This window comes from Leptospira kirschneri serovar Cynopteri str. 3522 CT, from assembly GCF_000243695.2.
GTDB classification, from domain to species: domain Bacteria; phylum Spirochaetota; class Leptospiria; order Leptospirales; family Leptospiraceae; genus Leptospira; species Leptospira kirschneri.
In genome coordinates this window covers 919975-945915 of record NZ_AHMN02000004.1, presented here as the reverse complement: position 1 = coordinate 945915, position 25941 = coordinate 919975, and the positions used below count along the sequence as shown (strand labels likewise).

Sequence of the window (25941 nt, the reverse complement as noted above, 5' to 3'; positions counted from 1 at the left end):
TTGGGTTTGGTTCAAATTGTAATTCTCTCGAAATGAGATTTTGTCTCCTGTCAATTTTCCAGATCATTTTGTAAGTCCAGTGAAAGCTAGGAACTCCTGGGTTTAAACTTTTCACAAAGAAATCCTCCTTTCCACCCAGGTCCTCCAGCCAAAGCATATAATTAAAAAGATAACATCTCGAAACACCATGAGCCGCCGCTAAAACACCTAAAGTCGCCCAAACACCAGTATGAACCCGAATACTAAACTTTTTCATTTTACCAACGCACCGATTGTATTTGATTTTACCCGCCCGATCATGAAGCGTTTCATAGATGCGATCTGCTTCGAATATTTCCTCAATAAAAAAGGAAGTTTACCCCGAAGAGTTTTTCTTTCTTGAAAATTCAAACGATTCCAATAAACATCTGGAACCAAAAGAGAATCCGTTCCAAACGAATCTTCTACCAAAGCAGATTCAATTTTTTGACCGTCATCCAACAAAAGAATATCCATACTAGAAAACGGTTCTTCGAACTTTCCAACCGGAACGATTTATAGAAAAAAATTTTTAAAGGAAAACGTTATAAAATCCTAACAATTATAGAACAGAAATACTGTGCTATTTCACGTAGAAACAGTGTTTGAAGATAAAAATTCAAGAACTCAATTAGAGCAGTCAGACAAACATTCTAACTTTTTAAAAAACATGAGTTTCGATGTAAGAAAGAATTTTCTAAAAGTATGAATTCCTACGTTTAAGGAATCGAACTGTAAAGCTCAGATTCCAACTTTTTACAGAAAAATGGATCCTGGGTCCTTAAGTCGAACCTATGATAAAAAAGAAATATCTAAGAAGGGACATAGATATTCTAGTTTAGGAAGACGATTTTTATCTCTGAATTTCTAAAAAAGTTCATTATCGGAATGTATGCAATCGTCGATGCATTCTCTGAAAAGGTCAAGGAAGACCTTTGAAAAATCATAATCCCCTAATTTCAGGGAATCGGATTCAAGGAGGAACCGAATGATTATCAACCATAATATCAGTGCCATTTTCGCGCACAGAACGTTGAAGTTCAACAGCGAAAACATGGGTAAGGACATTGAGAAATTGTCCTCCGGAATGAGAATCAACCGCGCAGGCGATGATGCTTCCGGTCTTGCAGTGTCCGAAAAGATGAGAACTCAGATTCTGGGTCTCAGAAGAGCGGAAATGAACACTGAAGATGGTATGTCTCTAATCCAGACTACTGAAGGATATCTCCAGGAAACTCATGAGATCGTTCAGAGAATCCGGGTTCTGGCTGTCCAAGCTGCCAACGGTATTTATACCGAAGAAGATAGACAACAGATCCAAGTAGAAGTTTCTCAGTTAGTTGACGAGATCGACCGGATCGCTTCTCAAGCCGAATTCAACAAAATGAAACTCCTTACCGGAGCTTTCGCAAGATTGAATCCGACTGCGAGTATGTGGTTTCACATGGGTGCAAATATGCACCAAAGAGAAAGAGTTTATATTGAAACGATGAACACTGCGGCATTGGGACTAAGAAACCCGACTGTTTTGACGTTTATCTCTCTTTCTACAGCCGGCAAGGCAAACTCTGTGATCGGATTGGCAGATGATGCGCTTCGTAGTATCTCTAAACAGAGAGCTGATTTAGGAGCGTATTATAATCGTCTGGAACACGCAGCAAAAGGTCTCATGAACGCATATGAGAACATCCAAGCGGCTGAATCTAGAATTCGCGATACCGATATGGCAGAACAAATGACTAGCTTTACGCGTTATCAAATCCTAACTCAGGCTGCGACCGCAATGTTAGCTCAGGCCAATATGAAACCACAAACGGTTCTACAGCTGTTGAAGTAACCGTTTCTACTGGCTGAAAGGATTTAATTTCAGTCAGAAGAGTTAAAGCAAATGCCGGAAACGACGATACCTAAAATGGATTTATAATTCCCGTTATAAATCGCCGTACGACTCTGAAGCCCGAGTATTCTTAAGAAGAATCTTCGGGCTTATTTTTTACAGTTAGAGTTTTTGTTTTTAAAATGCGAAGGCGAAATTCAAAATTTACTTTTTGCCTTTTATAAATTCTAATCTTCTCCGTTTTTATCTTCAAGTTGATCAAAAAGAATCATAGAGCAAGCAAGCCCAGCCGTCGTGTTCACGTGAGGTTTTTTAGAGTAGTAGAAACAAAAACAAGCCGCCTCGAAATTTTCGAAAACGGCTTCGTAAAAATTTGAATCTTAGATTAAAAAATTTAACCGAATCTGTCGCTTAACAATTTCACCACTTGATCAGGTCTCATGTTCGCTTGAGCAAGCATCGCCGATCCGCTTTTGGTGAGAATTTGATTCCTAGTATAATCCACAATCTGTTCCGCCATATCCGCGTCCCTTACACGGCTTTCTGCGGCGACCATGTTTACGTAGCTAGACTGCAATCCTTGAGAAGTGATTTCTAAACGATTGTAATACGCTCCTAGATCGGCTCTTTGTTGATTCACTTTGGAAATGGCCGTATCTAAAATCCCAATCATTGCATTGGCGCTTGCGGGAGAAGAGAGGGCTTGTTTTTTTCCATTGGCAACTAGTTGTAAACCAGTAGCGTTCATAGAATCTATAAAAATATCTAACTTCTCGTTTTGGTTGGGTCCTACTTGAAGTTGGATTGGTTTGTTCGATTGTTTAGAGTGATCTCCCGAAAGAGGCTTAATATGATTGAACTCTGCAGATTTTCCGATTCGGTCCACTTCCTCTATCAATTGATCCACTTCCAACTGAACCAGTTTGCGATCTTCGTTGGAATAGATTCCGTTGGAAGTCTGGATGGAAAGTTCTCTCAATCTTTGAAGTATGTTGTTTACCTGTTCAAGAGTACCTTCCGTGACTTGAATAAAAGAAACCCCATCCATTACATTTCGCTCTGCTTGAGCAAGTCCCCGGATTTGAGTTCGCATTTTTTCCGACATTGCAAAACCTAGAGCGTCGTCCCCGGCGCGATTGATCCGCAGGCCGGTGGAAAGTTTCTCCATGGTTTTATCTAATTCTTTATTTACACTTTTCAGTACGTTATTCGTTCTGAGAGCGCTAATGTTGTGATTGATGATCATTGTCACAACCTCCCTGTTTATGTTACCCGGATCCGTCCGGGTCGAAGTTTTTTGGGGCAGTAAACTGCCTTTGTTTTTCCACTGCGAACTTTCACTCTGTTTTTAGGACGAAGGTGAAAGTTTTATATTTTTTTTCCTAAAGTATAATGCGGAGGGAGCCGACACTTAGTTTAGGAAACTTTTGTCAAAATATTAACTAAAAACGTTTTTGAAAGCAACTCTTTTCCTTCAGTTTATAAAAAAAGTCCTTTTCTTTCCATACTTCATTCTCATTGTTTTGATCTTATTTTGTCTCTTTTTTTCAAAAAGTGAAAAAGTAGACGGATTGTGAGTTAGTAAATTATGAAAATCTATACCAAAAAAGGCGATTTTGGACAGACTTCTTTAGCGACTGGTGTAAAGGTTTCTAAGTCGGATCGTAGAGTAGAGTTATATGGAACTGCTGACGAACTCAATTCTACTGTTGGAGTTGTGAAATCGTTTTTACAGAAGGAATCCATACTTCATTCTTCTTTGGAAACAATCCAAAATCTTCTTTTTGAATTAGGCGCGGAATTGGCTGGTTTTCGGTCTAAACAAGAATCCTGTATCTTGGAAGAAGACATTACGTTTTTAGAAAATCAAATTGATCAAATGCAGGAAAAATTAGAACCGTTGAAAAAATTTATTCTTCCCGGCGGAACTAAGGCGGCTGCATTTTTACATATTTCTAGAACCGTTTCCAGAAGATTAGAAAGAGAAATGGTGAAGTTTAAGGAAGAGGGTCTTGAAATTCTTTCTTCTCCTATGATTTTTATGAATCGTCTTTCGGATTATTTTTTTGTGGCCGCTCGTTTTGCAAATTTGGAAGAGAATATTCAGGAACCATTATGGACGTCCAGAACAAAGACGTGAATTCTCATCCCAAAGGTCTTACGATTTTATTTTTTACAGAGACTTGGGAAAGGTTCAGCTTTTATGGAATGCGCGCCTTACTCGTGTTATTTCTTACTAAGGTTTTTCATTTTTCCGATGTGGAAGCAAATCGAATCTATGGAATTTATACAGGTCTCGTTTATTTGACTCCTCTTCTAGGAGGTTATCTTGCAGATCGTTATTTAGGTTTTAAAAAATGTATTTTTCTAGGAGCCACATTGATGATGTTCGGGCATTTGAGTCTTGCCTTTGAAACAAAACCATTTTTCTTTTTAGGTTTAGGATTACTCATCCTAGGAGTTGGTTTTTTTAAACCAAATATCGCTACGGTTTTAGGAAGAATCTACGATGAAGATAATAAAACTCGAATGAAAGATTCTGGTTTTACGATTTTTTATATGGGAATTAATTTAGGAGGTTTTTTAGGACCTTTATTTTGTGGTTACTTTAGTAAATCCTGGGGCTGGGGATACGGATTTGGAGTGGCCGCCTTTGGAGTGTTATTCGGAATTTTAATTCTTCTTTTGGGCCAAAAACAATTTCCGGACAAAGTTTTTGAACCGGGTAAAAAAAATCATATTTTCGAAGGACAAAAACATTCTACTTTAAAAAAAGAGGAAAAACAAAAACTCGCAGTGATTTTTATTTTTACCTTATTTGTGATCATTTTTTGGGCTGCCTTTGAACAGATTGGTTCTTCTATAAATCTTTTTATAGATCGTCACGTGAACCGGAATTGGTTCGGATACGATATTCCTACGCCTTTTTTTCAATCTTTAAATCCGCTTTTGATTTTAATTTTTGCCCCTATTATCGCTTCTTTTTGGACTACACTTGCAAAAAATAATTGGAAACCAGATACTTCTACGAGATTTGCAACCGGTTTTTTCATTTTAGCTTTGGGTTTTTCAGTTTTAACATTAGTCACTCTTGATTTTAGACCTGGTCATAAAATTTCGGCGGTTTGGCTTTTGTTAATGGTTCTTTGTATTACAGTAGGAGAGTTATTTACATCTCCTGGAGGTTTGGCTTTAGTTACCAAGTTGTCTCCTAAACAACTGGGTGGTTTTATGATGGGGGTTTGGCTTCTTTCTAGTTTTTTTGGTAATATTCTCGCCGGAGAATTGGCTGGTCTGATGAAAACGGATAATTTTCCTACTTTTTTTGGGATGTTTGCAATACTTGCATTTGTAGGCGGAATGATTCTTTATATTACAAGAAAAAAACTTCAAGCCTGGATGCACGGTGCGGATCAGTAGAGTGTGCAATTTTTTATATATTCTAAAATTTATATATTAGAGGATTTGTATGTTTAGAATTATAGGAATTTTTTTTCTTTTGGTTTGGATACCCGTTTCTGTTTTTGCGGACCCGTTTTCAGATCTTCTTAAGGAAGATTTTGAAGCGGGGCAGACTCTTTTAATCCGAAATTCTGTCTTTCAAAAGTTAGGTGGTAAATCTAAGGATCCGAAAGTGATTGAAATCACTAAAAACACGATCCCTTGGGCCATCATGGAGGGTTTGGCTCCGGACACCATTGCGGATTTGATCGTAAATCAATACTATGTGTCTCTTTCCGGCTTACGTTTTACGGAGGCAGAAGACGCAATTCCGATTCTTTCCAAACAAAAACTTTCCGAAAAGGATTTCGTTTTGATTTCTTTGTTTGTAAAAGAAACGACTCAGGCTGGAATTAGAGAAGAAATCAGAAACGTTTTTTTATCTACTGCGTTGAAGTCTCGTTGGGACGGATTTGCGATTTTAGCGGGCGGTAGAGCTCTCGTCGCCGGAAAATTTGTAGGGATTCCTGAAAACAGACTCGCGTCTAGAATATTGGGTTCTTTTCCAAACAGAGGAGCAAAGGTTCCTTTTGAAAAGACTGATTCCGCTTTTAGACAAGCGATTTTTTTTAATCCGACAAACGATCGTTATACGTTTGCTTCGGATCTTTTATCTCAACTTAAATCATTACATGAAGGAACTAAAAGTAGGTCTTTGGATTCTTGGACCGAGTTAATCTCTCAGGCTCGAACCTTGGATAGAAGTTTAGATTCTGCCGCTGAAATCGTAATTGGAGATAGACCGAAATTCGGATTTGAGGAAAATATTCCAGAACCTCCTCTGGTTCCGGAAGTAGAACCGGAAACTCCAATTCAACCCGGTAAAATAGAATGGGAGACATTAACTTCTTCTAATTTAGTTTCAGTCGTTAAGGAATGGTTGGGAACTCCTTATTATTGGGGAGGGACTTCTAAAAAAGGTGTGGATTGTTCCGGATTCACTTTTAGTTCTTTGACGGATAAACGTGTGGGAGTTCCCGTAAAAATACTTCCCCGTCTTGGAAGGGAACAGGCTAGTTCTGGAAGTAAAATTTCTCATCAGAATTTAAGAGCGGGGGATTTGATTTTTTTCTCTGCGTCTCCCAATCAAAGTAAAATCACTCACGTTGGTCTTGTAATCAACGAGAAAGAATTTGCACATGCTTCTTCTACGAGGGGTGTTGTGATCGATAAAATTTCTATGAAGTGGTGGATCGATCGTTACGTGACATCGAGAAGGTTGTTTAAAAAAGTATTATAAGAAAAACTGTATAAAATGAATTTTTAATTTGTCATTGTTTGTGTAGTGGGATCGTTTTCGGAAATTCCATAGGAATTGGAATAAAAAAAAGAATTCAATGAAATGTTTTTTACGAAAGCGTTTGAAACTAAAGCAAAACTCTCTCCTGAACTCAGCGTCTCGCTTCTACGGTCGCTCGAAGTAACTCAGCGTCTCACTTCCATGGGTCGTTCGACGGGTCGCGTTTGAAACTCAGCAAAACGCTTTTTACGAAAGCGTTTTAGGTCGTGAGTCATTTTAGCTTCGAAATATACGAGTTGCAGTTACGTTCCAAAACTTGATTCATAGTAAACGATTTGTTGAGTTCAGGAAGTAGTTGCACCTGAGTTTTTTATTTGTTTGGATTTTCTTACGTCGAATTTACGTTATTGATCGGTATTTTATTTAGTAATCAAACATCCGTTATTCTAAATCATTTAAGATAACTTTTATTCTCTTAAGTTAAGTTCCTCCGCAATTCGCATTAAAATTTTCATCTTTTCCATTGGATTTGGATCTACTAGAATTTCCTGTTTTTTAGAAAATTCAAAGTTAAGAATAGAAGCGATAAAATCGATTGGAAAAGGGTGCGTCATTAGTTCGTTCATTCTAAGAATCAAATCTTCGCCGGCACCTTCTGAAAGTAGTATTCTTTTGGTAAGGAACAAAAGTCTTTCAAAACCCTTTTTAAAGTTTTCATGTTTTAGATATTCGAAATCGGGTTCAATCTTTTCGACTTTTCCTACTCGAAAAGGTTCCATTGTTTCGTAATCGATCAATTTAGCGATCCCTTTTCCTTCTAAAAGAATATTGGATCTCCCATCCGGTAGAGGATCTCTTCGTACGATTTTTCCCCAACCGAATACGGTTTCAATTTCAGGATGTAAAGATAACATTTTAGATTTGCTGAGTAAGGGAGCAATGGCTAGTTCTTCGCTTGATTCCATACAATAGTCTAACATCAATCTATATCTAGGTTCGAAAATATGGAGAGGTAAGTATGTCCCTGGAAACAGAATGATTTCCGGTAACGGAAAGATTGGGACAGTAGTGATTGACACAGGAAGCATACTATAACTGCTTAGACAGAAACCGTAAATCAAAATCCCAAGGATCGGTAGAATTTGTATTATCTAAATAGAAATCGCTTTCAAACTTCAACGGCCAATCTTAAAAATTTAAAAGTGATCGTGATCGGAGATTTTATCTTGGATGAATATCTTATTGGAGAAGTAAGTCGAATTTCTCCGGAAGCTCCCGTTCCAGTTGTCTGGGTCCGTACAGAAAAGATTACTTTAGGCGGGGCGGGAAACGTAGTTAAAAATTTATCAAGTTTAGGCGTAAAGTCAGTCGTTCTTGGAAGAACCGGAAAAGATGAAAGAGCGAAAAATCTTGCTGGTCTTTTACTTCATGAAAACACAGATAAGGACCGTAACTTTCTGATCGCATCCGAAGGTGTTCCTACGATTGTAAAAACGAGGGTGATCGCGGGACATCAACAAGTCTGTAGGATCGATAAAGAGGAATTAAAACCGATCAATTCAAACGAAGAAAACGAACTTCTTAAAGCTTTCTTAGAAAGAATCGATTCTGCGGATGCAGTGATTCTTTCTGATTACGATAAAGGAACCTTAACTCCTAGGGTTATCAGAGAGGTTTCTAAAATTTGTCTGGATAAAAAAAAGATTGTGACAGTGGACCCACAAGTCAGTCATTTTTTTCTATACAAAGGAGTTAGTATTCTGACTCCAAATCATCACGAAGCTGGTAAGGCCATCGGAAAAAAATTGGAGAACGATTCTGAAATTTTAAATGCAGCGGAAGAAATTTCCGAAAAACTTTCTTGTCCTTCTCTTATGATTACAAGAGGAGAAAAAGGGATGAGTTTATATCTTTCTTCTAATAAAGAAATGTTTCATATTCCAACAGTTGCAAAAGAGGTATTCGATGTTACCGGTGCCGGTGATACCGTTATCAGTACTTACACCGCCTATCACGCTGCTGGATTGAACGAATTGGAAGCAAGTATCGTTTCCAATGCGGCCGCTGGAGTCGTAGTTGGAAAGTTAAGTGCAGAAACGGTAACTCCGGAGGAATTAGAATTTTCTTTACAATCCATGGGGAGTTTTGAAAATTAAATGGACTTAAAAAATCACGTCGTTTCTTGGGAAAACGTCGCGGCTTTTGCGGATCGGATTCGGAAAAATAAAAAAATCGTTTTTACGAACGGTTGTTTCGATTTAGTACATAAAGGTCACATAACGTATCTTTCTCAGGCGCGAGAGTTAGGTGATTTTCTTTGGATAGGACTCAACTCGGATTCTTCTGTAAAACGTCTAAAAGGGGAACAAAGACCTCTCATTTGTGAAGACGACAGAGCGATTCTTCTTTCTAATCTGAGATTTGTGGATGCGGTTACAATTTTTACTCAGGATACTCCTTTGGATTTGATTCGTCTGATCAAACCTAAGATTCACGTAAAGGGAGGAGACTACAAAGTAGAAGAATTGCCTGAAACGAAAGTAATCAGAGAACTAGGAGGAGACGTTCAAATTTTACCCTTTGTTCCTGGAAAGTCCACCTCTTCCATCATCGAAAAAATTTTGAAACTCTAAACTTCCTCTTTTTTGTAATCTAGCTTTGATATGGGCTACATACGTCCTCGTTTTGTAAGAAAATACTTAGAGCCCCGGTTTACAAATAGAAATCGATATTCTACTTTTTAGAAACAGAATTCCGGTTTGAATTTCTAAGAAACACTCGAAACTCTGTTCTTAGAAGGTGGAATATACGTTGTCGAGAACTAAGTTTATCTTTGTAACCGGAGGAGTGAGTTCCTCGCTTGGAAAAGGAGTTACTGTCGCGGCTCTAGGTGGTTTGTTGGAAAGTAGAGGGTACACTGTTTCCCTCCTAAAAATGGATCCTTACATCAATATAGATCCTGGAACCATGAGCCCTTATCAACATGGAGAAGTCTACGTAACCGCTGACGGAGCTGAAACCGATCTCGATTTAGGTTATTACGAACGTTTTACTCATTCTAAATTGACCCGAAAAAATTCAGTATCCACCGGCCAGATTTACAATACGGTCATTCAAAGAGAAAGAAAAGGGGATTACTTAGGTCGTACAGTCCAAGTTGTTCCTCATATCACAAACGAAATCCGGAATCGGATGTATATCGTTGCCAGAGAAGAAAATCCGGATTTTATCATCGTTGAAATTGGCGGAACCGTAGGCGACATCGAATCGATTCCGTTTTTAGAGGCGATCCGTCAAATGCGTTATGAACATGGAAGTTCTAATGTATTGTTTGTTCACCTAACACTGGTTCCAACCATCACCGCCGCAGGAGAAGCAAAGACAAAACCGACTCAACATTCTGTCAAAGAATTACTCGGACTTGGAATCCAGCCGGATATTCTAGTCTGTAGAGTTTCTCAACCGATGACAAAAGAGATGAAAAACAAACTTTCCCTTTTTTGTAATGTGAAAGAAGAAAATGTGATCTCAGCAAGTGATATTTCCACTTCTATATACGAAATTCCTAAAATGTATAAGGAAGAAAGATTGGACGAAGTAGTTCTGAAAACCATGGGAATGGAACTTAGAGAATCTAATTTTTCCGAATGGGATAAAATGGTGAAAGGTTTGTTAACCACCAAACAAACCGTTCAAATCGCCGTTGTTGGAAAATATATTTCTCTACAAGATGCATATCGTTCCATTTATGAAAGTCTTTCTCACGGAGGTATTGCACACGATACAAAAGTAGAGTTTGTCAAAGTGGATCCGGAGAATTTAAACAAGGATTCTTATGTAGAGATTCTAAAAAACGTACACGGTATTTTAGTTCCAGGTGGTTTTGGAGATAGAGGAATCGAAGGAAAAATTCTTGCGATCCAATATGCAAGGACGAATGGAATTCCTTTTTTAGGAATTTGTCTCGGGATGCAATGTGCGGTTGTGGAATACGGAAGAAACGTCTTGGGACTTAAGGACGCAAATTCCACCGAAATCAGACCTGACACAGAACATCCGGTGATTTCTCTTTTAGAAGAACAAAACGATATAGAACAAATGGGCGGAACGATGAGGTTAGGTTCTTATCCTTGTAAGGTTAAAGAAAATACTCTCTCTTATTCTGAATATAAATCGACTTTTATTCACGAACGTCATAGACACAGATTTGAATTTACAAATCGTTATAGAAAACAATATGAAGAAAATGGAATGATCATTGCGGGCACTTCTCCGGACGATAACCTCGTCGAAATCGTGGAAATTCCAAAACATAATTGGTTTATAGGAGTTCAGTTTCATCCTGAATTTCAGTCCAAACCTACTTTGCCTCATCCCTTATTCGCTGGATTTATCCGCGCCGCCGTGAAATACTCTAAAAAAGGATGAACATGAAAGACAATACCTGTACAAAAAGAGATTTTTTAAACGGAACTAAAATTGGAGGAGACGAACCTTTTTTTCTAATTTCCGGCCCCTGTGTTATGGAAAACAAGGATCTATTGGATCGGGTCTGCGCCGAGATGATAGAAATTTGTGGAGAATTAAAAATTCCTTATATTTTTAAAAGTAGTTTCGATAAGGCTAATCGTTCTTTCGTAAATTCCTATCGTGGACCAGGGCTTGCGGAAGGTATTAAAAATTTAGAATATATTAAAAATAAGTACAACGTTCCTGTTTTGACTGACATTCACGAAACCTCTCAGATTTCCCCTCTAAAAGACGTGATAGACGTATATCAGATTCCAGCGTTCTTGTGCAGACAGACGGATCTAATTTCACAATCCGCTCAAACAGGTAAATGGGTAAATGTAAAAAAAGGTCAATTTCTTGCACCTGCGGACACTCGCCATATTGCGGTTAAAATGAACGAATCTGGAAACGATAAGTTACTCGTAACTGAAAGAGGAACTTCCTTTGGTTACGGAAATTTAATATTTGATGGAAGGACAATTCCGATCATTCACGGATTCGATATACCTCTTGTATTTGATGCGACCCATTCCGCACAACTTCCCGGAGCCGCCGGAAATAGTACGGGTGGACAGAGAGAATTCATTCCAAGTATTCTTCGTTCTGCTGTTTCTCTTGGTATTGAAGGTATTTTTATGGAAGTACATCCGGATCCACAAAACGCCCTTTCGGATGCGACTACTCAGTATCCACTTTCTCGGATTAAAAGTCTTTTGAAAGAGATGATCGGTTTAGATCGTTATATTAAAAAAGAGATTTTAGTTTCCAGAAGCGAATCATAATTATGAAAAACAGAAGCAACAATCGGATTCTTATTTTTTTGATTTCGGTTGTTTGCGGATTTTTTCTAATCACATTCGTAAATTGTAAAAAAGTAAATTATGAAAGAGTAGAAAAGGAGCGGGAAAGTGGCTCTTCGATTTCGATCCGAAACTTTAAAAGAGAGGCTTATGATTCAAGCGGACAACTGCAGTGGGAACTGCGAGCCAATGAATCTTTTGTTTATGTAAACGAGAATAAAACCACCTTTTATGACATCGATTTTGATCAGTACGAGGGAGGAAAATTTAAATCTAAACTTTTAGCCGAAAAAGGGGAAATCAACCATAAGACAAGATTGATGCTCCTGGAAGGTAAAATTCTACTAAAAACAGATGATAATAAAATTCTGACCGCCAAGACTATGGAATACAATATGGATACTAAAAAATTGGTATCTGATTCGGAAGTGACTGTAAGCGCGGACGGGACTACGATTAGAGGAATTGGGCTCAGAGCGGATAAGGATCTAAATAAATTTACGATTCTAAAACCTACCGCTATTACTCAGGGTGGCACAAATCCCTTGAAGTCGGTAGGTTCTCCATGATCCATAAAGTTCTAATATTTGTTTTTATATGTATTCCATTGATTGCATATTATGGAAATGTAAAACCTCCTCTTCTTGTAGGAAGTGAAACTGCGGACAGAAAGTTCGTAAACGTCGTTCCTGAAAATACGGAAAAGAAAAATTCAACTCCAAATTTTCCAACCTTTTGGGGAGGATCTTCTTTAACTCAAGAAGATAAAACGGTTTCCGGTTTGAAAATCACTTCTTTTACTTTGGAGGGAGGAGCTTGGATTCAACACAAAAAGGTAAAACTTTCGGCAAATCAAATTGAAGTTTATGGAAAAGACGCGTTTAAAGGATTTTTACGAGGTGGAGTTTTTGTGCAAGATGGAGACAATGGAGTTACTTTACGAGCTGGAGTAGGAGAATACGATAAGTTTGAAGAAAAAGTTACTATCAAAGACCGTCCTAGACTCTTTCATACGGATAAAAGTGGATTAAAAACGGTCATATCCGCAAAATTTATCGAAAGAAATCTTTCTAGTAAAATTACTCTTTTAAAAGAAAACGTAATTATCGCACATCCTCAAATTACAATTCTTTGTAAAGATGCGGTTTTTGAAGAAGATTCTGACAAGATCACCACCGATCCAGATCCAATCTTAATTGCAAAAGATCGTTATCTGACGGGAAAACAACTTACGTTTTATACAAATATCAACAAAGTGGAGTTAGTCGGAGATAGTATTCTTTTTCAAAACTATACCGATAAAGAAGCGGTAGAAAATAAGGATAAAAAAGATTCTCAAAAAACTCAGGAAACGATTAAAAAGGAAGTGACTAGGGTTGCAATTTTTAAAGGAGACAAAGTAGTAAGCGACAAAGATGAAAACGGAGAAGCTAGAGTGGGTCTGTATGGAAACGCAACCATTTACAGACACAAATTGAAAATGAACGCTGAAAAATTGATAAGCTACGGAAAAAATTCTTCTAAGATTGAAGCCAGAAATCAGATTACGGTTCACGATCGTGAAAACGCATTGATCCTCTCTGGGAATGTCCTTGACTACTTTAAAAACGATGAGTACATTCATTTGACCGATTCGGGAAAAATTGATTTTTTAGATAAAAAAACGGAAGCTGTCACAAGTACAATGACCGCCGTAGAGTTTGAGCGGTTTATGGATAAAAATGAAACCGTTATCCGAGGAAACGTTTTTATAGAAGGTAAGGATTCTTCCGCAACGGGAGAATACGCCACTTATTTTGAAAAAGAGGAAAAAGTGTATCTTGAGGGAAATCCTACTCTGAGAAAAAATGGAAGAGACATTCATGCAGGAAAGATAATATTCTTTCCGAGAGAAGGTAGAGCTCTTTTGACTGATGGAATTCTTCCTGGAAAATAAACAATTAAGAATATGAGTAAAACCTTCCGAATGGACAACCTGATCAAGGTCTATAATAAAAGAAAGGTAGTAGACGGAGCTAGTTTTAATATCAAAAAGGGGGAAGTGGTAGGACTTCTAGGTCCGAACGGTGCGGGAAAGACTACTTCTTTTTATATGTCCGTAGGTTTTGTAAGACCAGATTCCGGAAAAGTTTTTATAGACGGACAAGATGTTACCGATTCTCCCATGCATATACGCGCAAGGCTCGGAGTCGGTTATCTCGCCCAAGAAGCGTCTATCTTTCGTAAGTTGACGGTTGCTGAAAATTTAGAAGCAATTTTAGAAACGATGAATCTTTCCAGAGCAGAAGTTATCAAACGAAGAGATGATTTGCTGATCGAACTTCAAATTATGAGGGTCGCCAATCAAAAAGGTTATACTCTTTCGGGAGGAGAAAGAAGACGTTGTGAAATTGCAAGAGCACTTGTTACCAACCCCGACTTTATCTTGTTAGACGAACCTTTTGCCGGTGTGGATCCGATTGCTGTAAAAGATATTCAGACTGTAATCGGCTCTTTGAAGGAAAGGGGACTTGGAATTTTGATCACGGATCATAATGTAAGAGAAACTTTAAAAATTACGGATCGTGCCTATATTATGTATAGCGGTAGAATTTTGATTTCCGGTTCCACCCATGATCTTGTGAACGATCCAGAAACAAGAAGAATCTATCTAGGCGAGGATTTTACACTGTGAATCTAAGTCAGTCACTGGTTCAAAAACAAACCCAAAAACTCGTGATGACTCAGGATCTAAGACAGTCCATAGAACTTTTACCTTTATCTACATTAGAACTTTCTGATAGAATCAATTCCGAACTTGTAGAAAATCCTATGTTGGAAGAGGAATATACATCGGAAAGAAATAGAACCCCCGATTTATACAGTAGAGACGATTTAAAAAGAAAAGAAAAGAATGATTTCCTCAAAAACTCCGATGTAAGCTGGCAGGATCATTTCTCGCTAGACAAGGCCGGAAGTACGGGAACTGACGCTTCCGATCGAAATCAAAAATACATAGAATCTTCTCCGGAAAAAAGTTCCTTATCCGAACACCTTCTTTGGCAGCTTAGGCTTTCCAATCTAAAACCTGATGAAATTTCCATCGGAGAAATTCTGATTTCCATGTTGGATGATCATGGATTTATTCCGATTCCAATTCCGGATCTATGCGTCGAAATGAAGTTGAACGAGAAAAAAGTTCGTAAGGTTCTGGACCAGATTCATAGATTGGACCCTATCGGAATCGGGGCCAAGGATGTTCAGGAAACTCTTCTCATACAAGCCAAGATTTTAAAACCGGAAGATTCAAATCTACATACTTTAATTCGGGATCATATCAAGGATTTAGAAAAATTAGATTATAAATCTATTTCCAAAAAAATGGAAATCCATTTGGAGTCGGTTGAATCTTTGGCGTCCGAAATCAAAAAGTTAGAACCTTATCCCGCCACGTTGTACACTCCAAACAAACCGGACTATATAATTCCGGACGTGATCGTAAGGGAAGTGGACGGAGAATTTGACATTTATATCAACGACGAATGGATTCCCAGACTTAAGGTCAATAAAGAATATAAGAATATTCTAAAAAACGCAAAAGAGTCGGACAAGGAATATATCGTCACAAAACTAAGTTCGGCGGAGTGGCTGATCCGTTCTGTAAATCAAAGAAGACAAACTTTGTTTAAGGTCACTTCGGCGATCATAGAAATGCAAATTGCATTTTTTAAAAAAGGAATTCAGCATATTAGACCACTGACTCTTAAAGACATTGCAGAAAAGTTGGAAATGCACGAGTCCACAATTTCCAGGATCACTTCCAATAAATACATTCAGACCTCGCGCGGAATTATGGAACTAAAATGGTTTTTTTCTTCCGGGGTTCGTTCTACGGAAGGTGGGATCGAATCTTCTAAAAAAATACACGATCTCATTCGAAATTTAATCCGAGAAGAACGATCCGAAAATCCTCTTTCTGATCAAGAAATAGTAGAAGAGATCGGGAAACAAGGAATTGAAATTGCGAGAAGAACGGTCGCTAAATACAGAAAAATTTTGAAAATTCTACCTTCCAGCCAAAGAAAAAAAGTCAAGTCTTTGGAGTCCAGATAGTTTATGTCTATGCCTGGTATCAACGTTTCTAATCTTCTCAACGAACACGAAGAGTTAGGTCTACGTTTACTCGCGGGTCAAAAAGGTCTTACCAATCGGATCAATATGTCGGAGATCAATCGTCCTGGACTTTCTCTTACCGGATTTTACGAAAGTTTTGCACACGACAGAATTCAAATTTTTGGTAAGGGAGAATGGGCTTATATCACTTCCCGGACTCCGGAGAATTTGGAAAATATTGCCGCGGAGTTTTTCGGATTTCATCTCAATTGTATTATATTCACTCATGGAAATATGCCTCCTCCTATTTTTATGGAGAATTGTGAGAAATTAGGAATTCCACTGATGATCTCGGAAGTTTCCACTCATAAATTTATCACTCTGATTTCCGGTATTTTAGATCGAAGCCTTGCGCCAAGAACGATGAGACACGGAGTTTTGATCGAGGTTTTTGGGATTGGAATTCTACTTTCTGGAAAAAGTGGAGTAGGTAAAAGTGAAACCGCTCTCGAACTGATAGAAAGAGGACACCGTCTTGTCGCCGACGATATGGTGGAAATCAGAAGACTTTCTGAAAGTTATTTAATCGGAACTTGTTCTGATCTACTAAGGCATCATATGGAAATCAGAGGATTAGGAATTTTGAATATTAAAGATATATTCGGGATTGGATCTGTAAGAGATCATAAACTCATAGAACTGATTATTCATTTAGAAGAATGGACAGAAAATAAGGATTTTGACAGAACGGGGCTTGAAAATCCCACAGAAGAACTTTTAGGAGTTCAAATCCCACTGATTCGAGTTCCGGTGCGGCCTGGAAGAAATATTCCGATTATTGTGGAAACCGCGGCGATGAATCAACGTCTTCGTAAATTGGGCAAAAACGCAGCGCAAGAATTCAATCAAAAGTTAAGTCAGTATTTACAGCAGGGTAAAGTTGAAAGAAATCCTACTCAAAATCAATGAAAATGGAACCGGAATGCATGCAAGGCCCGCATCCGTATTTGTGAATTGTGCATCTAAATTTCCCTGTGAAATCACTGTAGTCAAAGACGACGTCGTAGTAAACGGAAAAAGTATTATGGGACTTATGATGCTCGCACTTGCACCCGGAAACGAATTTAAAATTCAAGTAGAAGGTGAAAAGGAAGACGAGGCACTGGAGGCGCTAAGCAATATCGTAAACAACGATTTCGTTTAATAAATTCGAAACATGAACGACGAAACCAGATATTATCTAAGAGACTTACTCATCTTAGGTCTAATCATTTTACTTTCGGTGGTTCTCGCCGAGGCGATTCAGTTCTCGGATCAAAAAACGATTCCGGATGATATTAGTTTTTTAGATAGAATTGTAGTTTATATTTTCTTTTTTATTCCGCTTTTTTCTCTTTCACTTCTTATTTCTTACTTTTATAGAAACAAACGCAACTTAGAAACTGGAAGACTCAAAAGTTCTATTAGGTATCGTCTAACGTTATCTTTTATATTTGTGGCGTTTTTACCTTCTTTACCGATTTTATTTCTTTCTTCCAACGTAACCGGAAAACTCTACGAAAGGTTCTACGGAATTGATATTGAAGAAGCGCTTTCTTCCGGAGAAACTTTGATCTTAAATGAGGAAAAACCTAAAAAACGATTACTCGTCGAGAAGACCAGACTTTTGGAAAGTTTTTTAAGAATACAACCTCTTCATTTAGAATCTTTGGTTGCAGGTGCGTCTAAGCTCAATTTGATTCAAAGTGACGAGTTTTATGTAGGAATTTATGAAAAGGAAAAACCGATTTTAGAAAATAGAGCTTTGAAATATAGACCCTTAGAAAAAAATTTTAAAGTTTTTTCAAAAACTTCTAATTGGAAGGAATTTGCAAGTTATCGTCCCGATTATTGTATGTATTTTATTCGAATTCCCTTTCCAACAGGGAATTATAACCTTCAAACTGGAATTCGAATTCATAAAGACGCCGAGAGGAACGTATATTCAGTAATTTCCACAAGAAGAAATTACGATCGCGCGGATCTAACCAAAGAAAAACTTCCTTATCGAATTCGCCTAACGTTCAGTATTATCACCGTTTCTATCTTTCTACTCGCCATTTATTTTTCTCTTCTTTTTGCCAGAAAAATTTCTAGACCGATTATAGAATTAGCGAATGCGGCTCAAAAAATTTCTATGGGAGATACCGACATCAATCTTGAAATTAGAGAGGCCGGAGAGATAGGCGCGCTTATAGATTCTTTTAATCAAATGGTGAAAGATTTAAAATCGAAGGATGCAGAACTCATGCAAAGCCAGAGGATTGCAGCTTGGAAAGAAGTGGCGCAAAGGATGGCTCATGAAATTAAAAATCCACTCACTCCGATTCAACTTTCCGCTGAGAGAATTCGCAGAAAGATGAATTCTGAAAATAAGGAGCAGTTTCATGAAATCGTATCTAATGGTACCGATACGATTATCAAACAAGTTCGCGTGCTTGAACATCTTGTAAACGAGTTTTCGGATTTTGCTCGTATGCCTGCTCCTAAACTTATCAATCAGAATCTAGAACCCATTCTTCTCGAAGTGGTGAAGTTATTTGAACATACTCCTAAACTTAAAATTACGATGAACATCTCAAAGGGATTTCCACAACTATTTCTAGATCAAAAAATCATTTCTAGAGTTTTTACAAATCTATTAAAAAATTCAATCGAAGCCATAGAAAGAAAAAGAGAAAAAGAGGAAACACCCGAATACGAAGGTTCAATTCGAATCTCAGCGGTTCTTTCAAGAAAGATCATAAGAAAGGTCGCGGTGATTTCTATAGAGGATAACGGAATCGGGATTTCACCCGAACTAAAACAAAAAGTTTTCGAACCGTATTATTCCACTAAGAACAACAATACTTCCGGGATCGGTTTGGCGATCGTTCAAAAAAGTGTGATTGACCACAACGGGCATATCTCTGTAGATTCTTCTAGTATGGGAGGATGTAGTTTTCAAATAGAACTTCCAGTGTCTTAAACGATCATGAAAATTTTTATCGCAGACGATGAACCAGAAATCAGAAAGTCTCTTAAAGAAATTTTAGAGGACGAAAATTTTGAAGTAGAAACTTTCGCTACTGGCAGAACCTTACTTAAACAACTCAAAAACGAAAGACCTTCTCTAATTCTTCTGGACGTATGGTTAGGCAAAGAAGACGGAATTGCCATTTTAGAAGAGTGTAAAAAAATCTATCCAACTCTTCCCATACTTATGATTTCGGGTCACGGAACGATAGAAATTGCTGTGGCTGCTACAAAAAAAGGAGCGGTGGATTTTTTAGAAAAACCTCTTTCGATCGAAAAAGTTTTACAAGCGATAGATGATCTATTCAAGTCCGATCAAAAAAATTCGACTTCCGATATTAAATTAGAATATGATGAAATTCTTGGAAACTCTCCCGCCATTCAAAAAGTAAAGTTCGCGATCGCTCAAGCTGCGTCTACAAACGCTCGGGTTTTTATCTACGGTGAAAACGGAACCGGAAAAGAACTCGTTGCAAAAACTATATTCAAAAATTCTAAACGAAAAGATTCCACTTTTGTAGAGATGAACTGTGCAGCTATTCCGGAAGAACTTATAGAGTCTGAGTTGTTCGGATTTACAAAAGGAGCTTTTACTGGAGCGACCGATTCTAGAATCGGGAAATTCGAAGCCGCCAACGGAGGCACTTTGTTTTTGGACGAAATTTGTGACATGTCACTTTCCACCCAGGCGAAAGTTTTACGGATTCTTCAAGAACAAAGATTTGAAAAATTGGGAAGTACAGAAACGATCACGGTAGACGTCAGAATTATTGCCGCTACAAATATTCCAGTAGAGGAGGCGATTCGAGACGGAAAGTTTAGAGAAGACTTATATTATAGATTGAACGTGATTCCGATTACAATTCCACCTCTTAGAGAAAGAACTTCCGATATTCCGTTACTCGTGGATTATTATATTTCCAAAACTTTAGAAGAAAATAATCTACCTCCTAAAAAAATAGAATCCGAAGCAGTTTCTATCTTACAAAATCATTTTTGGCCAGGAAATATTCGGGAACTAAAAAACGTAATGGAAAGACTTTGTATTATGACTGTAGGTTCCGTGATTACTGCAAACGACGCAAGAGACGCGCTCAAAGGTTTTAAAACCGCAAATGAAATGGTGGAGTTGGGAGATTTTAGAAAAGCTAAAGAAGAATTTGAAAGACAGTATATTATAAAAACATTACAAACAAACGAGGGAAATGTGACTAGGACTTCCCGAGTTTTAGGAATTGAACGTTCTCACTTATATAGAAAAATGAAGTCGCTTAACATTTCTTCGGATCAGTACACAGATGGATAAAAAAAATCTATCCGAACTTGGAAGAGTATTGGGCGATCTCCGTTTTTTGATCCAAAAAAAACAGATCCCTATTTTACAATTTTCTGGAGAAAAACCTCCTGAGACAACTGAACTTATTTGGAAGGAAGATTGGGGGCAATCAGACGATTTAGAACTCGAAGCAGAAGGAATTCAAGTTCGAAGATCCGCGAAGGTAGCAGAAAGAAATTTTCTCTGTAAACTCTGTAACGATCGAATCAGCGCTGTTCGTAATTTTCTAATCAAAGGTAGAAAGCCTGTATTAGTACTTCATTATACTGGTGAAATCGCTCCTGGAAGGCCGGCGTTTTCTAAAACCTCTCCGGATCAGATTTTTAGAACCAAGGAGGCAGAAGAACTTTTTGACAGAATGATCCAAAAACAATTCGGGTTTAGTCATAGAGAATTTTATTATCAAGAATATCCTGCTTGTATTTTCGCTCATTCCAAGTCGAACGCAGTGGATTGGAAAATTAGAACCGAAAAATGTGAAACTCAAGTAAAAGAAACAATCGAATCGGAAAAAATCAAAGGAATTATTCTGTTGGGAACGAGTGCAATTGCGGTCTATGGAAAAGAAAAAGCTCTCGAAATGATGGGAAGAACGTTAGATTTTCTTCCCGGTGTACCTATGATCATTCTTAGATCTCCAGAAGCGATCTCCGCGATAGAAAACAAAAGAATGAATTTTAAAGGAGCCAAAGATTCTTTTGAATTCGAGACGATCAAAAAAGAAGAAATTTCTATCAAAGAAAGTATTCTTTCTCAATTAACAATTTTTCAAAATAGACTCAAGGACGTACTTTGATTTATTACGCAGAAGTTGCGTTCGATCTTCCAATCGAAGAAGACACTTTTACATACGAGGCTCCACCTAACACTCAAATAGGTGTTCGTGTTTTGGTAAAACTACGTAATCGGGAAGAAGAAGGGATTATCGTTTCGATTCATCAAAACGAACCAAACTATAAAGTTTTTCAAATAGAAAAAATTATAGATAAAACTCCGATCGTTCTTCAAGAACAAATCGATTTAGCCCATTGGATGAAAGATCAATACATTGCTTCTCTCGGAGAATGTATATATAAAATGATTCCTGCAGGGAGAAGACAGGTAAAACTCGAAACTTTTCCTTCGGACGCAGAAGGTAAACCGGTTATTTTAAACGAAGAACAACAAGTCGCAACTCAAAATATACTTTCTACTTTCGGTACCGCCGCAGTTCATTTGTTATTTGGAATTACAGGTTCTGGAAAAACGGAAGTTTACATCCATCTCATACAAAAGGTTCTAGAAACTCCAAATCGTTCCGTGATTCTACTTGTGCCCGAAATCAGTTTAACATTTCATATTATTCGAAAGTTAGAACTTATCTTTCCGGGACAACTGGCGGTGCTTCATTCGGCTCTAAAGGTTTCCGAAAAATTCAAGGCATATAATGAACTTCTCACAGGTAAAAAAAGAATCGCCGTTGGAACTAGAAGCGCTGTATTTGCGCCTGTTTCTAACTTAGGACTTGTGATTATAGACGAGGATCATGATTCTTCTTTTAAAGAACATTCTAGTCCACGTTACCACGCAAGGCAAATCGCCTTACAGAGATGTAGGACTAACGAGGCGGTTCTTGTGATGGGAACGGCGACGCCTTCCTTAGAAATTTATCATCTCGCCAAAGAGGAGAAAATTCACCTTCATACTTTGACTAAAAGGCCTCAAGGAGTGTTACCACCTACGGTTCGAATTGTGGAGAATCAAAAGGAGTCTAACGTTCTTAGCTCAGAACTTTCCTTTGCGATCAAACGAAGATTGGAGAAAAAAGAACAGATCATTCTACTTTTAAACAGAAGAGGTTATAGCCCTCTGATCTATTCTCCGTCTACTTCTTCTTATGTGCCTTGTCCAAACTGTACGACTAATCTTTGTTATCATAAAAAGGGAACCACAATTTGTCATCTCTGTGGACATACGGAAACTTTAGATTCCTTGGAAAAAAAAATGGGGGAAAATCTAACACTCAAAGGAACCGGAACGCAGAAACTAGAAGAAAATCTTTTGGAAGCGTTTCCACAAACTAGGGTAGAAAGACTCGATCAAGATTCTATTCAAGATCGTAGTTTATTAAACGAAGTCATATCTCGTCTTCTAGAAGGAGAAATAGACATTCTTACCGGAACTCAGATGATTGCAAAAGGATTGGACGCTTCTAGGGTTACGTTAGTCGGTGTTTTAAACGCGGGAATCGGACTTGGACTTCCGGATTTTAGAGCCAACGAAAGAGTATTTTCTCTTTTGACTCAAGTGGCCGGAAGGGCGGGACGTTCTAAATTAAAAGGGGAAGTGTTGATAGAAACTAACGCACCTAACCATCCGGTCATTCAAATGGCAATGAACCAAAACTATATTCAATTTTATGAATCTGAAATTCCAGTTCGAAAGGAACTTTTTTATCCTCCATTTTCTAGACTGGTTCGGGTCGTTTCCCGTTCTAAGGACGAACAGATTTCACTCGAAACAATCGAGTTAGTATTCGGGATTCTAAAAAAATTCTTCCCTTCCAAAGATACGATTCTACTCGGACCGGCTCCTTGTCCTTTTTACAGAATCGATTCTAATTTTAGAAATCATATTATTCTCAAAACTTCTTCGCCGAACGTTTGGAGAGAAATTTTTAAAAAAGAAATTCGCCCTTTGAAACTATCTAAAAAAGTGTATTTAGAAATAGACTTTGATCCTTTGGATTTGGTATAAGAATCTGCCCTATCTTTGTTTCACAAAGAGTCTCTCTGCGGTTATTTCTCTGATAGCTCGATAGGGACAGAAATCTTACAGCTTATTTTTTTGGAGAAAATAAAATATATTTTTTAGGAAACTCTGTAACATGAAAATCGGATATTTTGGAACCCCGGAGCATTCCGCAAAACTTTTAGAAGCTATCATCAATTCTAAACTTGCAGAAGTATTATTTGTAGTTACCAATCCGGATCGTCCCAAGGGCAGGAGTAAAATTCCCGAAGCCGGTCCAGTAAAAAAGAAAGCTCTCGAATATAACCTTCCAGTATTTCAATACGAATCTATCAAAAAAGAAAAAGAAAAAGCTCTCTCCGATTTTGGTTTATTTCCCGCAGATCTCTATGTGGTTTTTGCTTATGGATCCATTCTTCCCAAAGAAGTATATGCACATTCTACTTTGACTTCGATCAACTTACACGGATCTTTATTGCCGGATCTACGTGGAGCGTCTCCCGTGCAAACCGCGCTTTGGAAAGGTTATACTAAAACCGGAATCACGATTCAATACATTGGAGAAAAAATGGACGAAGGAGATATTCTTTTAACGAAAGAAATTGAAATCGTTCCGGAAGACAACACAGGAACTTTGATGGATAAAATCACGGAAGCAGGAATCGAATCCATTCTTCAATTATTGAAAACATACGATGGAAAACTTTTTCCTTCAATTCCACAAGCTCACGATAAAGCGACCTATTGCGGAAAAATCAAATCGGAAGATAGAATTTTAGATTGGTCTTTGAAAGCGGAGGAATTACACAATCGAATCCGAGCCTTATATCCGGATATGATTGCGACTACTACCTTTCGAGAAAAAAGAATGAACATTCTAAAAGCAAAACCTTCTTCTTTATCGATAGAAACCAATCCTACACCGGGCAAATTGAAACGGTTGGACAAAAAATGCCTTCTTACACAGTGTGGTGATGGTAGATTTCTGGAGATTCTGGAATTACAACCGGAAAATAAAAACAGGATGACTGCATCCGATTTTATCAACGGTTTCAGAATTCAAGAAGGGGAAACATTCGGGTGAATCAGGAACAAATCAGAGAAAAGTATCTTCCAATTGGAGGTTATGTTTTATTCTTAGCGGCGGGCCTTCTATTATTTTTTAGTGCGGCTTTCTTAGTAGTATTCGTAAGAACCAAAAGTACCGCAAAGGTAATCGTTCCCGATCTAATCGGAAAATCTTATCCAGAAGTTCATAACGAATTAGGCCGTCTTCAATTGAAAGTACGTCTGGAAAATAAACGTTATCCGGATAAGACAGATGGAATCATTTTATATCAATCCATACGACCTGGAAGAGAAATAGAAGCAGGAAGTAAAATTGTACTTACCGTAAATACTGGACTAGATCGAGTTATTGTTCCGGATGTAAGAGGGCAGTCGATAGATTCCGCAAAAGCAAATTTGCAGAAAGTTCTTTCTGAAGAAACTTATGTGGAAATGCAAATCGGTGGAATTACTTACATTGAACCACAAGCAGACCAACTTCCGAATACTGTTATCGATCAAATTCCAGAACCTGGAAAAAATACTTCTGCAAGAGAAAAAATATTCTTACTCGTAACTAAGGTTCCGAGTAAAACTAAGGAAGAATTTTCCCCTACTTCTTTTCAAGGTGCGTCTTTTCCACTCGTTCAAAAAAGTTTAATTCGTTCCGGAATCAAAAGTAGAGTGGAAGAAATTGTGAACACTAGAGTTCGTTCCGAAAACGGACTTATATCTTCCGCAAGACTAGAAGGAGATGAAGTTCGTTTTAAAGTATCATACTTTGAACCGGAACTTGCAGTAGAAAGCGGTTACGAATTATTTTCTTATGAAGTCGGAAACGATGGAAATTATAAAGCGGTTTTAAAATCTTCCAATCAAGTAGAAACGGATATTTTAACTCTTCCTATTTCACTTAAAGACGGAGAAAAATTCCAAACCGTATTTTATCGAAAAGGAAATGTAAAACTTACTCTTTTAGATGCGTCCGATTCCAAAGTAAAATCCAAGTCTTATGAGAGTGAGCTTTGAAAATTTCTGCATCCATACTTGCGACTAAACTCACGGAACTTGCAAAAACAGTTTCCGATTACGATCCGACTGCGATAGATCTTATACACATGGACGTTATGGACGGTAACTTCGTTCCACAAATTAGTTTCGGAGAAGCTCTCACTAAGGAAGTAAAATCACTCACATCGATTCCGTTAGACGTTCATTTAATGGTTACTAAACCGGAAAATCATGTTTTTAAATATTATGAATTCAATCCTTATTGTATTACGTTTCATATTGAAACGACTGATTTTCCGATTCGTCTTGCGCAAGAAATCAAGAGTCATGGAACAAAAGTAGGAGTTTCTTTAAATCCAGGAACTCCAGTTTCTTCTTTGGAAAACGTTTTACCCTATGTGGATTTAATTCTATTAATGACGGTAGAACCTGGTTTTTACGGACAAAAATTCATCGTAAATGGAATGGATAAAATTCGTAAGGTAAAAGAACTGATTGGTTCTAGACCGGTTGAACTCGAAGTAGATGGGGGAGTCAACGATACCAATATTCAAGAACTAAAGAAAAACGGAGTAGATATCGTAGTAGTTGGAGCCGGACTTTATAAAACCGGAAATCCGGTAGAAAATGCAAAAAATCTAAAGTATTTAGCGGCAAGTATTTAAAGAATTTTTCTTTTGTAATGTGTTTTTCTGTATAGTTTCCATATTTTTGTGAAACGAAAGCGTCTCGCTTTTCTACAGTTGTTCCAAACTAAAGCAAA

General features: G+C 37.7%; 23 protein-coding genes and 2 pseudogenes. 22 read left to right on the top strand and 3 right to left on the bottom strand.

Going from position 1 to position 25941, the window contains the following annotated elements; genetic code table 11:
- A pseudogene (locus LEP1GSC049_RS02000000224500) lies at positions 1 to 495 on the bottom strand (DUF1564 domain-containing protein); the annotation flags it as partial.
- A gap of 511 nt (positions 496 to 1006) precedes the next feature.
- Between LEP1GSC049_RS02000000224500 and LEP1GSC049_RS220055 the strand changes: the two are divergent.
- Complete coding sequence (locus LEP1GSC049_RS220055) at positions 1007 to 1855, top strand: flagellin N-terminal helical domain-containing protein (protein ID WP_002176528.1); 849 nt, start codon at positions 1007 to 1009, stop codon at positions 1853 to 1855.
- A 394-nt stretch (positions 1856 to 2249) separates the two neighbouring features.
- Here LEP1GSC049_RS220055 and LEP1GSC049_RS220060 read toward each other — a convergent pair whose 3' ends face one another.
- Positions 2250 to 3101, bottom strand: a complete 852-nt coding sequence (locus tag LEP1GSC049_RS220060; protein ID WP_000586161.1) for a flagellin N-terminal helical domain-containing protein — start codon at positions 3099 to 3101, stop codon at positions 2250 to 2252.
- 19 nt (positions 3102 to 3120) lie between these two features.
- On the opposite strand from LEP1GSC049_RS220060, the pseudogene LEP1GSC049_RS2000000228470 reads away from it, so the two are divergent.
- The 4 genes and pseudogenes from LEP1GSC049_RS2000000228470 (at position 3121) to LEP1GSC049_RS220075 (ending at position 6596) form a co-directional block, all read left to right on the top strand.
- Positions 3121 to 3511 (top strand): annotated as a pseudogene (locus LEP1GSC049_RS2000000228470) (hypothetical protein).
- Positions 3444 to 3995, top strand: a complete 552-nt coding sequence (locus tag LEP1GSC049_RS220065; RefSeq protein ID WP_004751800.1) for a cob(I)yrinic acid a,c-diamide adenosyltransferase — start codon at positions 3444 to 3446, stop codon at positions 3993 to 3995. Before LEP1GSC049_RS2000000228470 ends, LEP1GSC049_RS220065 begins: the two are co-directional and overlap by 68 nt.
- On the top strand, positions 3971 to 5275 hold the full coding sequence (locus LEP1GSC049_RS220070) for a peptide MFS transporter (protein WP_004760733.1): 1305 nt from the start codon (positions 3971 to 3973) through the stop codon (positions 5273 to 5275). The genes LEP1GSC049_RS220065 and LEP1GSC049_RS220070 overlap by 25 nt, the downstream gene beginning before the upstream one ends.
- Positions 5276 to 5324: 49 nt before the next feature.
- On the top strand, positions 5325 to 6596 hold the full coding sequence (locus LEP1GSC049_RS220075; RefSeq protein WP_016560415.1) for a C40 family peptidase: 1272 nt from the start codon (positions 5325 to 5327) through the stop codon (positions 6594 to 6596).
- Positions 6597 to 7063: 467 nt separating this feature from the next.
- Here LEP1GSC049_RS220075 and LEP1GSC049_RS220080 read toward each other — a convergent pair whose 3' ends face one another.
- Positions 7064 to 7684, bottom strand: coding sequence for an LON peptidase substrate-binding domain-containing protein (locus LEP1GSC049_RS220080; protein WP_016748772.1), 621 nt, complete (start codon positions 7682 to 7684; stop codon positions 7064 to 7066).
- 54 nt (positions 7685 to 7738) lie between these two features.
- Here LEP1GSC049_RS220080 and rfaE1 point away from each other — a divergent pair, with 54 nt between their 5' ends.
- The 17 genes from rfaE1 to rpe all read left to right on the top strand — a co-directional run bounded on the left by rfaE1 (position 7739) and on the right by rpe (position 25843).
- The gene (gene rfaE1 / locus LEP1GSC049_RS220085) at positions 7739 to 8752 is read left to right on the top strand and encodes a D-glycero-beta-D-manno-heptose-7-phosphate kinase (RefSeq protein ID WP_016560495.1); all 1014 of its coding nucleotides are present in this window, start codon (positions 7739 to 7741) and stop codon (positions 8750 to 8752) included.
- The gene (gene rfaE2 / locus LEP1GSC049_RS220090) at positions 8753 to 9229 is read left to right on the top strand and encodes a D-glycero-beta-D-manno-heptose 1-phosphate adenylyltransferase (RefSeq protein ID WP_004752264.1); all 477 of its coding nucleotides are present in this window, start codon (positions 8753 to 8755) and stop codon (positions 9227 to 9229) included.
- 178 nt (positions 9230 to 9407) lie between these two features.
- The gene (locus LEP1GSC049_RS220095) at positions 9408 to 11024 is read left to right on the top strand and encodes a CTP synthase (protein WP_004752572.1); all 1617 of its coding nucleotides are present in this window, start codon (positions 9408 to 9410) and stop codon (positions 11022 to 11024) included.
- A complete protein-coding gene (gene kdsA / locus LEP1GSC049_RS220100) occupies positions 11021 to 11890 on the top strand; it encodes a 3-deoxy-8-phosphooctulonate synthase (RefSeq protein WP_016748771.1) in 870 nt (289 codons plus the stop codon). The genes LEP1GSC049_RS220095 and kdsA overlap by 4 nt, the downstream gene beginning before the upstream one ends.
- A gap of 2 nt (positions 11891 to 11892) precedes the next feature.
- Positions 11893 to 12477, top strand: a complete 585-nt coding sequence (gene lptC / locus LEP1GSC049_RS220105; protein ID WP_004752748.1) for an LPS export ABC transporter periplasmic protein LptC — start codon at positions 11893 to 11895, stop codon at positions 12475 to 12477.
- On the top strand, positions 12474 to 13844 hold the full coding sequence (locus tag LEP1GSC049_RS220110) for an LptA/OstA family protein (RefSeq protein ID WP_004777635.1): 1371 nt from the start codon (positions 12474 to 12476) through the stop codon (positions 13842 to 13844). Before lptC ends, LEP1GSC049_RS220110 begins: the two co-directional genes overlap by 4 nt.
- A gap of 12 nt (positions 13845 to 13856) precedes the next feature.
- Positions 13857 to 14582 carry an LPS export ABC transporter ATP-binding protein gene (gene lptB, locus LEP1GSC049_RS220115; RefSeq protein ID WP_016749953.1) on the top strand — a complete coding sequence of 242 codons (726 nt, stop codon included), beginning with the start codon at positions 13857 to 13859 and terminating at the stop codon, positions 14580 to 14582.
- Positions 14579 to 16000 (top strand): RNA polymerase factor sigma-54, encoded by a 1422-nt coding sequence (gene rpoN / locus LEP1GSC049_RS220120; protein WP_004752318.1) that lies wholly within the window; start codon positions 14579 to 14581, stop codon positions 15998 to 16000. The genes lptB and rpoN overlap by 4 nt, the downstream gene beginning before the upstream one ends.
- Before the next feature lie 3 nt (positions 16001 to 16003).
- A complete protein-coding gene (gene hprK / locus LEP1GSC049_RS220125) occupies positions 16004 to 16969 on the top strand; it encodes an HPr(Ser) kinase/phosphatase (RefSeq protein WP_002079185.1) in 966 nt (321 codons plus the stop codon).
- Complete coding sequence (locus LEP1GSC049_RS220130) at positions 16941 to 17204, top strand: HPr family phosphocarrier protein (RefSeq protein ID WP_000658909.1); 264 nt, start codon at positions 16941 to 16943, stop codon at positions 17202 to 17204. Before hprK ends, LEP1GSC049_RS220130 begins: the two co-directional genes overlap by 29 nt.
- 12 nt (positions 17205 to 17216) lie before the next feature.
- Positions 17217 to 19007: an LIC_11548 family sensor histidine kinase gene (locus LEP1GSC049_RS220135; RefSeq protein WP_016560366.1), complete on the top strand. Its 1791-nt coding sequence runs from the start codon at positions 17217 to 17219 to the stop codon at positions 19005 to 19007.
- Between the two features lie 6 nt (positions 19008 to 19013).
- Positions 19014 to 20360 (top strand): sigma-54-dependent transcriptional regulator, encoded by a 1347-nt coding sequence (locus LEP1GSC049_RS220140; RefSeq protein WP_004752082.1) that lies wholly within the window; start codon positions 19014 to 19016, stop codon positions 20358 to 20360.
- On the top strand, positions 20353 to 21186 hold the full coding sequence (locus LEP1GSC049_RS220145; protein ID WP_004752218.1) for a hypothetical protein: 834 nt from the start codon (positions 20353 to 20355) through the stop codon (positions 21184 to 21186). The genes LEP1GSC049_RS220140 and LEP1GSC049_RS220145 overlap by 8 nt, the downstream gene beginning before the upstream one ends.
- On the top strand, positions 21183 to 23126 hold the full coding sequence (priA, locus tag LEP1GSC049_RS220150; protein ID WP_016560511.1) for a replication restart helicase PriA: 1944 nt from the start codon (positions 21183 to 21185) through the stop codon (positions 23124 to 23126). The genes LEP1GSC049_RS220145 and priA overlap by 4 nt, the downstream gene beginning before the upstream one ends.
- A 130-nt stretch (positions 23127 to 23256) precedes the next feature.
- The gene (gene fmt / locus LEP1GSC049_RS220155; protein WP_004758812.1) at positions 23257 to 24204 is read left to right on the top strand and encodes a methionyl-tRNA formyltransferase; all 948 of its coding nucleotides are present in this window, start codon (positions 23257 to 23259) and stop codon (positions 24202 to 24204) included.
- The gene (locus LEP1GSC049_RS220160; protein WP_004758679.1) at positions 24201 to 25196 is read left to right on the top strand and encodes a PASTA domain-containing protein; all 996 of its coding nucleotides are present in this window, start codon (positions 24201 to 24203) and stop codon (positions 25194 to 25196) included. The genes fmt and LEP1GSC049_RS220160 overlap by 4 nt, the downstream gene beginning before the upstream one ends.
- A complete protein-coding gene (rpe, locus tag LEP1GSC049_RS220165) occupies positions 25193 to 25843 on the top strand; it encodes a ribulose-phosphate 3-epimerase (RefSeq protein WP_004752355.1) in 651 nt (216 codons plus the stop codon). The genes LEP1GSC049_RS220160 and rpe overlap by 4 nt, the downstream gene beginning before the upstream one ends.
- Positions 25844 to 25941: the final 98 nt, after the last annotated feature.